Here is a 16617-nt window from a genome sequence, read left to right as displayed (position 1 = left end):
CCCGTGCCGCGGGGATACGTTGAGCCGAATAGGTGTGCACGCGTTTCGGAAGGAGTGTGTGTTATGACCAGTCCCGGCCCCACCAAGACCGGCCCGGTGATCAGCGACATGACGATCTTCGCCGGCGTCCTGATCCTGCTCACCGGTTTGCTGCACCTGCTGACGGCCATCGCTGCGATCGCCGGACGCGATATCTTCGTCGTCTCCGAAGACCAGGTGTTCCTCATCGACGTGTCGACCTGGGGGTGGATCCACGTCGTCATCGCGGTGCTCATCCTGGTCGCGGGCTTCGGCATTGTCACGGGCAAGACCTGGGGCTACCTCGCAGGCATTGTGATGGCGGTGCTCAGCATTCTGGACAACTTCCTGTTCGCCCCGATCTACCCGTTCTGGTCCCTGGTCATCATCGCCATCGATGTCCTGGTGATCTGGGCCCTTGCCCGCCAGCTCGCCGCCGAATAGCACTGCGGGTCACCGAGTTTCATCCATCGAACGAATAGCCGACGCCCCACCACGCTGTGGTGGGGCGTCGGCGTCGGTACAACCAGCGGCTAACGCCTGCTGGCCCGGCGGTAGCCGATGGTTGCGGGGATGGCGAAGAGCACGATCGCGCTGATCGACCACACGAACGTGAGGGTGAGCGGACGAGCCAGCGGACCCTCCAGCGCCAGGGCCTTCATGGCGTCGACAGCCACCGACATGGGTTGGTTGCGGACCACCGGCTGGATCCAGGTGGGGTAGGCGGCCAGCGGGACGAAACCGGTGCTGAAGAACATCATCAGCGACGTCAGGATGGTGATCCCTTCCACCAGAGCGGCTTTGGCGTTGAACACGGCGAACGCGGTGACGATGGTCGCGAAGGCGAGGCCGAAAAGCACCGGGATAGCCAAGAATAGGAGTGTCGCGGGCACGCCCTGATGGAACCGGAATCCGAGCAGATAGCCGACGAGAAGGATGGCCAGCGTGCCTGCGAAGATGCGGCAGCCTTCGGCGACGATGCGCGAGGTGAGGCCGGACGCCCGGTGCACGGGCAGCACCCAGAAGCGGGCGAGCAGGCCCGCCTCCCGTTCCCGGCCGAGCAGCACGCCGCAGCCGACGGCGCCGGAGACCGCACCGGTGATGGTGACCATCGGCACCGAACCGTAGAGTGCGCTCTCGCCGGTGAACCGCCGGATCTGGCCGCCGACCACCGTTTCCAGCATGATCAGCAGCAGACACGGAATGATCAACGCTTCCAGCACGGTGATCGGATTGCGCACCCAGCGCAGCAACAGGCGTTGCGTCTGAATCGCCGTGTGCCGCACCAGCGCTGCGTAGGAGACCTCGGATTCGACGCGGGTGACGTCCCCGCGATCGGCAAGCAGTGTCATCATGCCCTCCCCGAATTCAACCGGATGGTCAGCGGAATGCACACGATGAGGATCGCGGCGATCCATGCCAGCGACGGACCGAGCAGCGACCACGTCACCTGGCCCGCGTTGCCCAGTGTGTCGCCCGCCAGTGCGCGCAAGCCGATCACGAACTGCGATACCGGCTGATTGCGCACGAACGGCTGTACCCAGGCCGGAAATTGGTGTGCCGGAGCCAGTCCGGTCGACAGCATGCCGAAGATCAAGGGCGGCAGCACCAGTGCCTGCGTGGTCGCCTCCGGGCTCCGCGACAGCGTGCCGATCACATCGGCGCCGAGCGTCAATGCGGTGCCGATGAGCATCGACAGCAGTAGGAAGGCGACGATGTGCGCGGTATCGAGATAGAACCGGAACCCGATGACGTAGCCGCAGATGATCGCCGAGCACAGCGACAACGCCAACCGGAAGATGTTGCCGGACATCCGCGCCGCGACGGGGACGAAACTGCCGATCGGCATCGACCCGAACCGCCGATTGAGTCCGGCCACCGAGTCGGTTGCCGAGCGGAACGCGGCCGAAATGGCGGTGAACGCGGCGGCCTGGAGTACGACGAGGGGCATCATGAACTGCGCGTAACTGCTGAAGCCGGTGCCCGCGAACGTCATCACCGTCTTCAGCGGAATGTAGAAGCCCGCGGTGAAGGTCGCGGGCGCGAGCAGCGAGGTGAGTACCTCACCGGTCTTGACCGAGGGCACGATCAGCCTGGTGGTGAGCACCCACCACTGTCGTGCGCGGGCAGGCGTGGCGCCGACATCGGCCAGCCAGGTGCCTGTCGTCATGAAACCGCCTCCACATCAGCAGCTTTCGAGTCCGCGCCGTCCGCGGAGGCGAGATGTCCGGTGAGCTGCAGGAACACGTCGTCCAGCGACGGCCTGCGCAACGCGATGTCGACCAGCTCCACGTGTGCTCCGTCCAGGCGGCGCAGCGCCTCCGCGAGTGTCTTCGCACCGTCCGGCGCTGGGATGGTGATGCGATCCGAGTCCGGCGTGAGCGCGGCGCGATTGTCTTCCGGCAGTAGCGAACCCAGTGCGCTGGCGATGACGGTCAGGTCCTTCAGATCCAGCGGCACCACCTCGCAGTAGCTGCCGCCGGTTCTGGATTTCAGTTCATCCGCGGTGCCCTGCGCGATCACCACGCCGTGGTCGATGACGATGATCCGGTCGCTCAGCGCGTCGGCCTCTTCCAGATACTGCGTGGTGAGCAGGGTGGTGATGCCCGCTTTTTTGAAGCTGCGCACCAGATCCCACACCCCTTGCCTGCTGCGCGGATCGAGCCCGGTGGTCGGTTCGTCGAGGAACACCACGTCCGGGCGCACGACGAGACCGCACGCGATGTCGATGCGCCGCCGCATGCCGCCCGAATAGGTGCCGACCCGGCGGCCCGCCGCGGCGACGAGGTCGAATTCGGTGAGCAGTTCGTCCGCGCGGGCACGAGCGGCGCGCTTGCGCAGACCCATCAGCCTGCCGAACATCACGAGATTCTCGTAGCCGCTGAGCATGTCGTCGAGCGCGGCGTACTGCCCGGTCAGCATGATGGATCGGCGCACCGCCGCCGGATCGGCGACGACGTCGTGCCCGGCGACCAGCGCCCGGCCGTGGTCGGGCGCGATGAGCGTCGACAAGATGTTCACCATGGTGGTCTTGCCTGCGCCGTTCGGGCCGAGGATGCCGAGGATTTCGCCCGGCGCGGCCGTGAAATCGACTCCGCGCAGCGCCTTTACGGCGCCGAACGACTTCTCGATTCCTTCGACCACAACTCCCTGATCGGCATTCATTGTTGTCCTTCCAGATGTTCGTCGACTATCCGCGCGATGGTCGGCAGCACGTGCGGTGCGGTCAGCTCGTTGTGCGTGACCTCGATGTCGTGGTTGATGACCGCGCCGGTCGCGTACGGCCGCCAGCCGTCCGGGCCGACGATGTCGGAGCTGTCCACGGTTGCGCTGAAATACAGCAGGTCACCGTCGAATACGGGGCGCTGGTAGCCCACTCGGGAGCGCGCCGCCGCGTTGTAGGACTCGGTCAGTCGCTCGATCATGTCCGCGTCGACGATCGGCACACCGCCGAGCCGGTCGCGGATGAGGTCGGCCGCCTGGCTCGCGGTGGCGTCGGCGGGCACATCGTGGATCCCGAAGATCGCGCCGAAGCTGTTGACGAAAGCCCCCGCGGTGAGGTGCTCGACGTCGGCGCTGTCGACATCGGCGGTATCGGAATCCAGCAGGGCGACAAGGCCGACCCGCTGGCCGTCCGCCTGCAGTCTGGCCGCGATCGCGTGCGCGATCAGCCCGCCGAACGACCAGCCGAGCAGGTGGTACGGGCCGGAGGGCTGGAGCAGGCGAATCTCGCGGACGTACCGCTCAGCGAACTCTTCGATGGAGCGCAGGGACGGTTCCCGACCGCTGAGATCGGGTGCCTGCATGGCGAAGATCGGCCGCCCCTGCCGCAGCACCTGCGCGAATCCCAGGTAACTCCAGGAGATTCCGGAGGACGGGTGGATGCAGAACAGCGCGGGCTCGGTGCCGCCGTGCCGGATCGGCAACACCACGTCCAGCCCGAGGGTGGCTTCCGGCGCGAATGCTTGACGGTCGGCGGCGATCTCCGCCGCCTCCTCGGCCGCCGCGAGCTGCGCGGCCGGTGAATGCGCGAATTCGGCTGCCGCACCGAGCACGTCGAGCCACAGACCCGCCAGCCCGGCGATGTCGGCGCGGTGCAGCAGCGTCTGCGGGAAGGTGAAGTCCGCACGCAGCCGACCGCCGACCACGGTCGTGGTCACCTCGAGCACCGACTGCACCGGGAGCTCGGGATCGCCTGCGGCCGACAGGTTGCCGAACAGGTCGGTCGGCGTCCATCCCAGGCCGTCGAGCCCGGCGGGAACATCGCCTGCGGTGGTCCCGCCGCGGTGGCGGAAGCTGATCTGTCCCGGCAGCACACCAGGTGCGCCCAGCTGTGCGGCCGTGTCCGGATTGAGGTAGCGCAGCAGGCCGAACCCGATCCCGTTGTCGGGCACCGCCCGTCGTTGCCGCTTCACCGCGCGGATCGCCGCGCCCATCGCCGGACCGCCGTGGAACGCCTCGTCGCTGTCGATCCGGTCCAGCTCGAGCCGCAGCGGATAGTTGGTCGCGAACGGGCCGATGGTGCGCGCCAGCGCGGCACCGGGGATCGCCTGCTCCGGTCGGCCGTGGCCTTCGAGCCGGAGCAACACGTCGGGACGCCGATCGCCGGATCGCTGTGCGCGCCACCGCAGCAGCGCGAGCGTGAGCGCGGTGAGCAGGATGTCGTCGGCCGCGCCTGCGAACCGAGTAGGCAGTTCGGTGAGGACTGCCGCGGTCACGTCTTCGGACACCTCACAGCGGACGGTGCGCAGCCTGCGCGCCTTGTCGATGACCGGGTCGAGCGCCCTGACACCGAGGGGCGGATCCGCGTGGGCGAGAACGCCCTGCCAATAGCCGAGTTCGAGAACTCGCTGCGCCGTGCGTGCTTCGTCGGTGAGCGCGTGTGCCCACCGGCGCATCGACGTGCCGGTCTCCGCGAGCACCGGGGTGTTCCCGACCGAGACCTGGGCCCAGGCGGCCAGCAGGTCCGGCAGCAGAATGCGCCAGGAGGCATCGTCGACCAGCAGCGGGTGCGCCAGCACCACGAGCAGGCCTGCCCTGGTCCGGCGTCCTGCATCGCCGATCGGGTCGAGCCAGAGGCACCGCAGCACAACGCCGTTCGCGGGATCGAGCCGGTGCGTCGCCGAATCCAGTTCGGCTGTCACGTATTCGCGCAGATCGACCGGGTCGGCCGCGGCATCGAACTCGATCCGGTGCACCAGCGCGCCGACGTCGACCGAGCCGGGCTCGCCCACCTGCAGTCGCCAGTCCAGCGCATCGTGGCGGGACAGCCGCGCCCGCAGCATGTCGTGCCGGTCGACCGCCGCCGCGACGGTGGCGATCACCTGGTCGTGTTCGATCCCGATCGGCAGCTCGAGCACTGCGGTCCGGGCCGGGTGCCTGCGGCCGCCACCCACGTCGATCAGCGACCGCATCATCGGCGTGAGCGGCAGTGCACCGATGCCGCCGCCCGGCAGCTCGGCCAGCGCCTCCACCGGACCGGCGACCGCCGCGGCCAGCGCGGCAACGGTGCGGTGCTCGAACACCTGCAGCGGTGTGCAGTCGATGCCGCGCTGCTTTGCCCGCGACACCAGCTGGATCGCGAGAATGCTGTCGCCGCCGAGGTCGAAGAACGAGGCATCGATGCCGACCTTGTCCAGGCCGAGCAGCTCGGCGATGATCTGCGCCAACGCCTCCTCCGTCGCCGTCCGCGGCGCCCGGTACTCGGTCTCCTCGGCGCTGAAATCCGGTGCAGGCAATGCTTTTCGGTCGAGCTTGCCCACCGCGGTGAGCGGGATCTCGTCCAGGACGACAAAGGCGGACGGGACCATATAGCCGGGCAAGGTCTCGGCGGCGGCCTCGCGCACCTGTGCCAGGTCGAGTTCGACGCTCGGCTTGCGCACCAGATAGGCCACCAATGCGGTCGAGCCCGCCGGTCCGGTGACACCGAGCGTCAGCGCGAAATCGACGCCGTCCAACTTGCCGAGGACCGCGTCGATCTCGCCGAGCTCGATCCGCTGACCGCGCACCTTGACCTGGAAATCGGTGCGGCCGAGGTATTCCAGCACCAGCCCGGGTTCCGCACCGGCCCGGCTTGCCGCACCGGAACCGTATGTCCAGCGCACGAGGTCACCCGTGCGATACATCCGTTCGCCCGGCGCGCCATAGGGATTCGCGACGAAGCGGCCCGCGGTGAGACCCGGCCTGGCATGGTAGCCACGCGCCAGCGCGTGCCCGGCGAGGAAGAGCTCACCGGCGACGCCGACCGGAACCGGCTGCAGCCTGCCGTCGAGCACCAGGGCGGCCGCACCGCGAATGGGCGGACCGAGAGTGACCGGCGTGCCCGGGCTCAGCGCGGAACCTGTTGCCACGACAGTGAACTCGGTGGGGCCGTACAGATTCACCATCCGCATGCCGCGCCGACCACGCCGCGGTGCGCACCACCGGTCGATGAGCTCGGCGCCGACCGCCTCGCCGCCGACGGCGAGCACCTGCACACCCGAGACCTCGGCCGGATCGATCGTGGCGAGCGCGGACGGGGTGATCATCACGTGGGTGACCTGCTCCGCGTCGATCAGCTCGGCGAGCGCGCTGCCGCCGAACACCTCCGGCGGCGACACGACCGACGCGCCGCCCCACCCGAACGCCATCAGCGCCTCGAGTATCGACGCGTCGAAACTCGGTGAGGCAACGTGCAATACCCGGGACTCCTCGCCCAGATCGAGCAGATCACCCTGCGCGGCAACGAAATCGGCGATGCCGCGGTGGGAGACGGCGACGCCCTTCGGCGTGCCGGTGGAGCCGGAGGTGTAGATGAGCCAGGCCGGGTTGTCCAGCCGAATCGGCCTGGGCAACTCGCGTTCCCGCAGCGGGCGTGCGCTCGCGGTAGACCAGTGCAGGACGAAATGCGGGTCGTCGAGCACTAGCCACCGGGTGCTGTCCGGCAGCATCGGGCGGTAGGCGCTCATGGTGAGACCGACGCGGGCCGAGGAGTCGGTCAGCATGTGATCGATCCGCTCGATCGGGTGCTTCGGGTCGACCGGAAGGAAGGCCGCGCCGATCTTCGCCGCCGCCCACATACCGGTGAGCAGATCCGGCGAACGCGGCAGGCCGAGGGCGACCACGGTTTCCGGGCCCGCGCCTGCGCCGAGCAGCAGCCGTGCCAGGCGATTGGCGTGCGCGTCGAGTTCCCGATAGGTCGTGGTGTCGCCCGCGGCGACCAGAGCAGGCCGATCCGGATACCGGGCGACGGTCGCGGCGAGCAGCGCGGGCAGCGTTGTCGTTCCGACACTGTCGAGGCCGTGCACCGGGATCAGCGCCGCGCGCTCGCGCTCGTCGAGGATGTCGATGTCGGCCAGCCGCACGTCGGGCGCGGCGAGCACGGTCGCGAGCACGCGGCGCCAGCGGGTGGCGTACGACGTCACCGTCGCCTCGTCGAACAGGTCGGTCGCGTAGGTCAATACGCAGGCCAGCCCGGCGGGGCCCGTCTCGTCGAAGCGCTCCCGCAGGTCGAACGTCAGGTCGAATTGCGAAGCGCGCCGGTCGAAGTCCTCCACCTCGATCCGCAAGCCGGGCAGCTCGAGCACCGGCTCGACGAAGTTCTGCAGCGACAGCGACACCTGGAACAGCGGATGATGCGCCGTGGACCTGGCCGGATTCAACGCCTGCACGAGTCGTTCGAAGGACACGTCGGTGGCCGCGAACGCGTCGAGATCGGCCGAGCGGACCGCGGTGAGGAAGTCGGCGAAGCTGGCACCGGGATCGACCTGTGTGCGCAAGGCGAGCGTATTGACGAACATGCCGACGAGGTCGTCCAGCGCCGCATGGCCACGCCCGGCCACCGGCGTGCCGACGACCACGTCGTCGGTGCCGCCGAGGCGGGCCAGCAGCACGGCGAGCGTCGCGTGCACGACCATGAACAGGCTGACCTGCCTGGCCGCCGCGAATTCCACCATGGCACGGTGCAGTTCGGCGTCGATGGCGAACTCGACGTCGGCGCTGCGCATCGACTGCACGGCGGGTCGCGGCCGGTCCGCGGGCAGCTCCAGGACGTCGGGTGCACCGGCGAGCGTGTCGGTCCAGTACCGAATCTGCTTGGCCGCCAGTGAATCCGGGTCGGACTCGGCGCCGAGCAGCTCCCGATGCCACAGCGCGAAGTCGGCGTACTGGACCGGCAGTGGAACCCGGGTGGTGTCCGCGCCTGCCGCGCGCTCCGAATACGCGGCAACCAGATCGGTGGCCAACGGCGCCATCGACGCGCCGTCGGCGCTGATGTGGTGCACCACGAGCACGACGACGTGCACGGCGGGCGCATCGACCGCCGCCGGCCGGAACAACCCGACCCGCAGCGGCGGCTCCTTGCTGATGTCGAAGCCCTTGCCGGTCAACAGGTTGAGCTGCTCCCGCAGTGTCGCGCCGTCCTCGGTCGGCACGACCGTCAGTGCGGGCGCGGCCATCTCGGTGGCGACGATGACCTGTCGGGGCCCGTCGGCGTCGGCGGGGTAGATGGTGCGCAAACTCTCGTGCCTGGCGACCACGTCGGCCAGCGCCGCGCGCATGGCCTCGACATCCAGATCGCCGGTGAGCCGCAACGCCACCGCGATGTTGTACGCGGGCGAGCCGGGATCGAGCCGGTTGAGCACCCACATGCGCTGCTGCGCGGGGGAGAGCGGAATGCGGTCCGGCCGGATCCGCGGCGCCGGGGCGAAGCTGCCAGGCACTATATCGACGGAGGGGACCACTCGGGCTGACAGCTGCGCGATGGTTGGCGCGTCGAACAGGTCACGCAACGCGATGGTCGCGCCGAGCGTCGAATTGACCCTGGCGACAACCTTGGTCGCGCTCAGCGAATTGCCGCCGAGCTCGAAGAACGACGCATCGACGCTGACCCGCCCCTGCCCGAGCACGTCGCTGAACACCGCGGCGACCGCCTGCTCCACCGGTGTCCGCGGCGCCAGGTACGGCCGGTGCGTCTCCGAGAAGTCCGGCACCGGAAGTGCTTTGCGGTCCAGCTTGCCGACCGGGGTGAGCGGAATCGTGTCGAGCACCACCAGGTAGCTCGGCACCATGTACCCGGGCAGCTCGGCGGCCACCCGCACCCGCAGCCGTTCGGTATCGAGCCGAACCCCTTCCGGTGGCAGCACATACGACACCAGCACGGTCGCGCCCGCAGGCCCGGCGCGGCCGATCGTCACCGCGTACTCGACCTCGTCGTCGCGCGACAGCACCGCATCGATCTCGCCGAGTTCGATGCGCAGCCCACGGATCTTCACCTGGAAGTCGCTGCGGCCCAGGTACTCCAGCTCGAGCTCGTCCGCGCGGCCGTGCACCCAGCGCACCATGTCGCCAGTCCGGTACATCCGCTCGCCGGGGACGCCGTACGGATCGGCGACGAACCGGCTCGCCGTCATCTCGAACCGATTGAAATAGCCACGCGCCAGCGCCGGCCCGGCCAGATACAGCTCGCCTGCGACGCCGACGGGTACCGGCCGCAGCCAGGTGTCGAGCACCATGGTCGCCGCGCCACGCACCGGGCCGCCGATCGTGATCGGCTCGCCGGCAACGAGTTCGGCCGGACCGGTCGCCCAGATGCTGAACTCGGTCGGCCCGTAGAGGTTCACCATCCGCCGCCCCGGCGCCCAGCGTTCGATCAGCTCCGGGGTGGCGGCCTCACCGGCCACCGAGAGCACCCGCAGATCGTCGAGGTCGGTGGGCTCCATGGTGGCCAGCGCGGACGGGGTGATCACCGCGTGGGTCACCCGCTCGGCGCGCAGCAGTCGCTCCAACTCGGTGCCGCCGTACACATCCGGCGGCGAGACCACCAGCCTGCCGCCCGCGCCGTGCGCGGTCAGCAGCTCGAACACCGAGGCGTCGAAGCTCGGCGAGGCCACCTGCAGCGCACTCGACGTCTCGTCCAGGTCGAGCGTTTCCCGTTGCGTGGAAACGAGATTGGCGACGCCGCGATGGCTGAGCAGCACCGCCTTCGGCTTGCCGGTCGAGCCGGAGGTGTAGATCAGATACGCCGTCTGGTCGATGTCGATCGGCCCACCGCGTTCCGCGTCGGTGATGGGCGCGTCGGAGACCGTCATGACCCGGCGGATGGTGTTGAGGTCGTCGAGCAGCAGCCAGTCGATGGTGCCTGGCAGCGTCTCGCCGAACGCGGTGACCGTCACGCCGATCGGCGCCTTGGAGTCGGTGAGCATGTGCTCGATGCGCTCGACCGGATAGTTCGGGTCGAGCGGCGCGAAGGCCGCGCCGGACTTGGCCAGCGCCCACACCGCCACCACCGATTCCAGCGACCGGGTGAGCGCGAGCACCACGAACACCTCGCGCCCGACACCCCGTTTCAGCAGCACCCTGGCGAAGCGATTGGACCACGCGTCGAGTTCGCGGTAGCTCATGGTGAGGTCGCCCGCGCTGACCGCGATCCCTTCACCGCCGAGTTGTGCACCCGCAGCAAGGATCTCGGGCAGCGTGCGCAGCGGCAGCGACGCCGCGCCGTGCACCGGCAGCAGCGTGGCGCGTTCGGCGTCGTCGCAGTACTGCAGCTGAGAGACCAGCGCGCGCGGGTTGTCGGCGAGCTGGGTCAGCAGCCGCACGAAGCGGTCGAGCAGCGGCTGTGCCGCAGCGGGATCGAGCTGATCGGCCATGAATTTCAGGCTGATCCGGAGGGTGTCGTTGCCGTTGCTGCCGCGCAACGGAATGACCATGAGGTTCAACGGATACGGCGTCGCGTCGGTGCCTTCGACATCGATCACCCGCATGCCCGCGATGTCGAGCGCCTGCGAGAGCGCCTCGCGGTCGATCGGATAGGACTCGAAAACGGTGAGGGTGTCGAAGAGTTCGGCGAGTCCGACCGCCTGGTGGATGGCGGCGAGACCGACATGCTGATGATCGAGCAGCCGCGCCTGTTCGGCCTGCACGCGGGCGAGCAGGTCGACTACCTTCTCGGCCGGGTCGAGCCGCACCCGCACCGGCAGGGTGTTGATGAACAGGCCGACCATTTCTTCGACGCCTGCGAGCTCAGGCGGCCTGCCGGAGACGGTGCCGCCGAACACCACATCGGTCCGGCCGGTGAGCATCGCGAGCAGCATGGCCCATGCCGCCTGCACCAGCGTGTTGACGGTGGCGCCGGATTCGCGTGCCGCGGCCTCCAAGCGGGCGACGGCGTCGGCGGACAGCTCGGTCGACAGCATGCCGGTTTCGGTCGACTCGATGCCTGCCAGGCTCGGCACCGCGCGGGTCGGGGTGTCGATGCCTGCCAGCGATTCCGTCCATGCGGCAAGGGATTCGGCGTCGTTCTGCTCGGCCAGCCAGGACAGGAACTCGCGGTAGGAATGCGCGGGCGGCAGCGCGGACGCGTCGCCCGAGGTGACGTACAGCGTCAGCAGCTCGCGCACCAGCAGCGGCGTCGACCAACCGTCGAGCACCAGATGGTGATTGGTGAGCAGGAACCGATACGCGTCGGCCTCGGTCCTGACCAGGGTGAAGCGGATCAGCGGCGGGCGGGTGAGGTCGAACCGCGTTCGCGCGTCGAGCGCGATCACCCGGTCCAGCTCACGCCGGCGCTCCTCGGGATCCTGGATGCTGGTCAGATCGATGTCCTGCCAGTGGATCTCGGCGTCGGCGAGCACGAGCTGGCGCGGGCCGTCGTCGGTCTCCACGAAGGCGACCCGGAGGTTCTCGTGCCGCGAAACCAATGCCGCTGCGGCGGTACGCAACCGGCTCGCGTCGACGGTGCCCGCCAGGGTGAGCAGTGACTGCACCGTATAACCGTCGGCGGTGTCGGAGTCGTACAGCGCGTGGAACAACAGCCCGTACTGCAACGGCGAGAGCGGCCATACGTCAGCGAGATTCGGATAACCGCGCTCCCAGGTCTCGATCTGCGGCTGTGTCACCGGAACGAGTGCGAAGTCGGACGGCGTTCGCCCGCCCGCGCCCGCGGTCTCGGCGTGCGCGGCCAGCGCCCGCAGCGCCTCGTGCCAGAGCTCGGCGAGCCGATCGACATCGGCCGCGTCGAGCAGCCGGGTGGCGTAGGCCCAGGTGACCTCGAGCCCGGCATCGGTCAGCACGGCGTTGATGTCGACGACGGCGGCCAGCGGCGCCCGATCGTCTTGCGTGGACGCGAAGCGTTGCGGCAGCCATGGTCCGGTGTCCGCGCCGGTCGTCGCCCGGCCCAGGTAGTTGAAGCTGAGCTGCGGGGTCGGCCCGCCCGCGAGTGCCGCGCCGGTGCTCGCGTCCAGGTAGCGCAGCATGCCGAAGCCGACGCCCTTGTCGGGCACCGCCCTGAGCTGTTCCTTCGCGGTCTTGATCGCGGCGCCCGCCGCGGCGCCGCCTGCGAACGCCTCGGCCAGGTCGATCCCGGTCAGGTCGACGGCCACCGGATAGACGCTGGTGAACCAGCCTGCCGTGCGCGCGACGTCGGCGCCGGGCACGATCGCGTCCATGCGCCCGTGCCCTTCCAGGGTGAACAGCGTCGCGAAGCGACTCCGTGAGGGGTGGTGGTCGGGCGACGGGTGGGCCAACGTCGCCGTCCGGCCCCGCCACCGGCTCACCGCCATGGCGAGCGCAGCGAGCAGCACATCGTCTGCGCTGCAATGGAATCGATCGGGTGCCGCGGTGAGCACGGTGTGCGCCAGCTCGGTGGCGATCCGAGTCTCCCGCTGCGCCATGGTCGCCACGACATCGAGCGCGGGATCGAGCGGACCCGCACCGAGCGCCGGGTCCGGTGTTGCCAGGATGCGTTGCCAGAGCGCCAGTTCGGCGGTGCGCTCGCCGGCCTGCGCGGCCTGCCCGTGCGCCCAGCGCCGGAACGAGGTCCCCACCGGAGCGAGCGTGCCGCCGAACGCCGCGGTGGCCAGATCGGGCAGCAGGATGCGCCAGGTCACGCCGTCGGTCACCAGGTGGTGCAGGACGAGCCAGCAGACCGGGTCGGCGGCCGCGCGCTCGATCAGCACGAACCGCGCGACGACGCCCGCCGCGGGATCGAGCAGATCGGCGGCGTGCTGCAAAGCCTGTTCGGTGCTTACATCGACATCGGCGCCTGCGGTACGGACTTCGACCAAGCCGTCGGCATCGACCGAGCCGCGCTCGGCCACCTCCCACGTCCAGCCGTCCTCGGTGCGGCGCAGCGTCGACCGCAGCAGATCGTGCTGATCGATCAGCGCCTGCACGGCCGCGACCAGCTGCGACCGCGTCATGTCCGCGGGCAACCCGATCAGCACCGCCTGGCTGTACCTTTGCCAGGTCGGGCCCTGTGCCAGCATGGCGTGCACGATCGGGGTCAGCTCGACCCCGCCGACGCCGCCGCCGGGCAGCTCGTGCACGACCTGGGCGCGCACCTCGGTGGCGACGGCGGCCAACGCGGCAACGGTCTTGCGCTCGAACACATCTCGTGCGCTTAGCCCGATGCCCGCGGCCTTCGCCCGCGACACCAGCTGGATGGAAACGATGCTGTCGCCGCCGAGCGCGAAGAAGCTCTCGTCGACGCCGACCGTCTCCAGCCCGAGCACCTCGGCGAACAGGGCGGCCAGCGCCGCTTCCTTCGGCGTGGACGGTGCACGGCTGACGATGGTGCGTGCGCCGAAATCCGGTGCGGGCAGTGCCTTGCGGTCGACCTTGCCGAGCGGCGTGAGCGGGATGCTGTCCAGGATCATCACCACGGCGGGCACCATGTAGGCCGGAAGTGTCTCGCCTGCCGCCGCTTTCAACGCTTCCGGGTGGGCTTCTGCGCCCGGCTTCGGCAGCACGTAGGAGACCAATGCGGTGGCGCCGGAACCGGTCTCGGCGCCGAGGGTGATCGCGAAGTCGACCTCGGGCTGGCGCTGCAGCGCCGCGTCGATCTCGCCGAGCTCGATGCGAAACCCGCGCACCTTCACCTGGAAGTCGCTGCGCCCCTGGTATTCCAGCTCGAGCCGATCGTGGTGCGTGCTCCACCGCACCAGGTCGCCGGTGCGGTACATCCGCGCACCGGCCTGGTAGGGGTTGGCGACGAAACGGCCCGCCGTGAGCCCGTTGCGCTGGTGGTACCCGCGCGCGAGCCCGGGGCCCGCGAGATACAGCTCGCCGACCGTGCCCGGCGGGACCGGACGCAACCACGGATCGAGCACCACCGCGGTGACGCCGCGCACCAGGCTGCCGATGGTGACCGGCGCGCCGGGGACGAGCGCCGCACTCAACGTCGTGGTCACCGTGGTTTCGGTGGGGCCGTAGCCGTTCAGCAGCGTGCGGCCCGACCACTTCGCCACCAGTTCGGGCGGGCAGGCGTCGCCGCCGACGATCACCGTGCGCAGGTCGGGCAGCGTGGCCGGATCCAGCGAACCGACCACCGTCGGCGTCACATTGAGATGAGTGACGCGATGCGCGCGCAGCACCTGCGCCATCTCCTCGCCCGCATACGCCGAGGGCGGTACCACCGCGAGCGTCGCGCCTGCGGCGAGAGTTACCAGGATCTCCTCGACCGAGATGTCGAAGCTGGGCGAGACCGCATGTGCCACTACGGAATCGGCGTGCACCCCGAAGCCGGCGCCGGAGCCGGTCGCCAGGTTCGCGAGGCCGCGATGCGCGACGGCCACGCCCTTGGGCAGGCCGGTCGATCCCGAGGTGTAGATGATGTACGCGACCTGATCCAGGTGCAGCGCGGTGGGCCGCTCGGCGGCGGTGATGGCCGCCGTCTTCCGTGCGCCGACCCGCCGCTCGGTCGCGTTGTCGTCGAGGATCAACCACTCCACCCGGTCCGGCAACGACTTTCGCGCCGCCGCGACGGTCACACCGGCGACGACACCGCTGTCGCCGATCATGTGCTCGATCCGGTCGGCCGGATAGGTGGGATCGATCGGCACGAACGCCGCACCGGTCTTGGCCACCGCGATCATCGCGAGCACCGACTCGGCGGATCGGGGGATCGAGATCGCCACCGTGCGTTCCGGTCCGGCGCCCGCCGCCAGCAGCACCCTGGCCAGCTGGTTGGTGTACGCGTCGACCTGTCGATAGGTCAGCGACACCGACTCGGCCTTGATCGCGACCGCGTCGGGCGCGAGTGCCGCACCGGCCGTGAGGATGTCGGGCAACGTCTGCGCGGCGACACCGGCGGGCCCACGCGCGGGCACCAGGAGCGCCTGCTCGTCCGCGGACACCACCGGCACCGTCGACAGCGCCGCTTGCGGTCCCGCGGCGAGGAATTCGTGCAGGAACAACAGGAATCGCCGATGGTGCGCCGCCAATTCCGCGTCGCTGTACAGGTTTCCGTTGGCCTGGAAGTCGATGTGGGTGCTCTCGCCACCCACCCCCGGGTACAGATTGACGAACAAGTCGTCGATCAACCCCGAGGTGAGCACGTGCAGTCGCCCGGTCACCGCGCCGAGTTGAATCCTGGTGTCCACCATCATCAGGTTCACCGACGGCCCGAACGACGCCGCCTCGTCCATCGCCCAGCCCAGATCGCGGACGATGTCCTCCTGCCGGTAGCGCTGCCGCCGCAGCGCGCCGGTCAGTTCGCCCTGCGCGGCGTGGATCACGTCGCCGACGGTCGTGCTCGGCGTCAATCGCAGCCGCAGCGGAACGACATTGGCGATCATCCCGCCGGAACGCCGCAGAATCGCCGTGGTGCGCGCCGAAACCGGAAGGCTCAGAATCACTTCAGGCGCACCCGTCATCGCGGCGAGATACGCGCCGAAGGCCGCGACCACGGTCGGCGCGACACCCGACGACGCCGCCTTCGCGACGGCATCGAGCAGCACCGCGGTCTCCTGCGGGAGGGCGCCGGCGACCCGGCTCGGGTGCGCGTCGACATCGGCGCTGCGCCCGGCCAGGCTCACCGGATCGGCCATCCCGTCCAGGTGCGCCATCCAGTGCTCGCGATCGGCGCCGAAGCGATCGGAATTGCGGTACGCCAGATCGGCCTCGACGATCTTGCGCAGATCCTCGGCCTTGGCGGCAGGCGGCTCCTTGCCCTCGATAACGGCGTTATAGATCTCGCCGGTGCGCTGCACCACGGTCAGCGCGCCCATGCCGTCCAGCACGATGTGGTGGATGCGGGAGTACCAGAACCAACGGTCCTCGGCGATCCGCAGCATCGTCACCCGCACCAGCCGATCCCTGGTGAGCTCCAGCGGCGCTTCGTACTCCGCGCGCATCCACGCGTGCGCGGCGGCCTCCGGATCGCGCTCGCCGCGAAAGTCCACCGTGTTCAGGCTGTCGTCCAGCGTGGTGTCCACGAACTGATACGGATGACCGTCGATTTCCAGCAACCGCAGATATCCCGTGCCGAACTCGCGCCCCGCCTGGCGTGCCGCCTGTGCCAGCAGATCGAGGTCGACCGGGCCGCTCAACTCGACGTACTGTGCGATGGATATCGGGGTGTCGCCCGCGATGTGCTGGGCGAACCAGATCCCGCGTTGGGCCGCCGACAGCGCGAAGGCGCCCTCGGGCAGACCGGCACCGGTCTCGATCGGCGAGGGGGAAGGCTGTTGCATGAAGAGTCCTACATTCTTACCGCCCGCGGCACGCGGAAATGACGCCGCTGGCCAGCGCGATAGTGGTAGCACCTGCCGCACAGCTCGCGACAGATTTCATTCTGAACCGATGACGTGTGCGCCGACGGGGTTTGCCGACATGCGTGCT

The 16617-nt window shown here is 69.4% G+C and carries 5 protein-coding genes; 1 reads left to right on the top strand and 4 read right to left on the bottom strand.

All coding sequences use genetic code 11. The annotated features are described in order from the left end of the window. The first annotated feature begins 63 nt into the window (after positions 1 to 63). Positions 64 to 462, top strand: coding sequence for a DUF7144 family membrane protein (locus NA11_RS19035; RefSeq protein ID WP_069163279.1), 399 nt, complete (start codon positions 64 to 66; stop codon positions 460 to 462). An 89-nt stretch (positions 463 to 551) separates the two neighbouring features. Here NA11_RS19035 and NA11_RS19030 read toward each other — a convergent pair whose 3' ends face one another. Genes NA11_RS19030 through NA11_RS19015 form a run of 4 tightly spaced genes read right to left on the bottom strand, consistent with a single transcriptional unit; the run spans position 552 to position 16469 of the window. After that, positions 552 to 1373, bottom strand: a complete 822-nt coding sequence (locus NA11_RS19030; protein ID WP_369691139.1) for an ABC transporter permease — start codon at positions 1371 to 1373, stop codon at positions 552 to 554. Continuing rightward, positions 1370 to 2188: an ABC-2 transporter permease gene (locus NA11_RS19025; protein ID WP_069163277.1), complete on the bottom strand. Its 819-nt coding sequence runs from the start codon at positions 2186 to 2188 to the stop codon at positions 1370 to 1372. The genes NA11_RS19030 and NA11_RS19025 overlap by 4 nt, the downstream gene beginning before the upstream one ends. Further along, positions 2185 to 3183 carry an ATP-binding cassette domain-containing protein gene (locus NA11_RS19020; RefSeq protein ID WP_069163276.1) on the bottom strand — a complete coding sequence of 333 codons (999 nt, stop codon included), beginning with the start codon at positions 3181 to 3183 and terminating at the stop codon, positions 2185 to 2187. Before NA11_RS19020 ends, NA11_RS19025 begins: the two co-directional genes overlap by 4 nt. Continuing rightward, on the bottom strand, positions 3180 to 16469 hold the full coding sequence (locus NA11_RS19015; protein ID WP_069163275.1) for a non-ribosomal peptide synthetase: 13290 nt from the start codon (positions 16467 to 16469) through the stop codon (positions 3180 to 3182). Before NA11_RS19015 ends, NA11_RS19020 begins: the two co-directional genes overlap by 4 nt. Positions 16470 to 16617: the final 148 nt, after the last annotated feature.

Origin of the sequence: Nocardia altamirensis NBRC 108246 (assembly GCF_001612685.1) — a bacterium.
In the GTDB taxonomy this organism is placed as follows: Bacteria; Actinomycetota; Actinomycetes; order Mycobacteriales; family Mycobacteriaceae; genus Nocardia; species Nocardia altamirensis.
The sequence above is the reverse complement of the archived record's forward strand: the minus strand, read 5'-3'. Positions and strand labels throughout refer to the sequence as shown.

Excerpts from the sequence above, each read along its gene's own strand:
- NA11_RS19035 (WP_069163279.1), top strand. The coding sequence starts at position 64 with ATGACCAGTCCCGGCCCCACCAAGACCGGCCCGGTGATCAGCGACATG.
- NA11_RS19030 (WP_369691139.1), bottom strand. The coding sequence starts at position 1,373 with ATGATGACACTGCTTGCCGATCGCGGGGACGTCACCCGCGTCGAATCC.
- NA11_RS19025 (WP_069163277.1), bottom strand. The coding sequence starts at position 2,188 with ATGACGACAGGCACCTGGCTGGCCGATGTCGGCGCCACGCCTGCCCGC.
- NA11_RS19020 (WP_069163276.1), bottom strand. The coding sequence starts at position 3,183 with ATGAATGCCGATCAGGGAGTTGTGGTCGAAGGAATCGAGAAGTCGTTC.
- NA11_RS19015 (WP_069163275.1), bottom strand. The coding sequence starts at position 16,469 with ATGCAACAGCCTTCCCCCTCGCCGATCGAGACCGGTGCCGGTCTGCCC.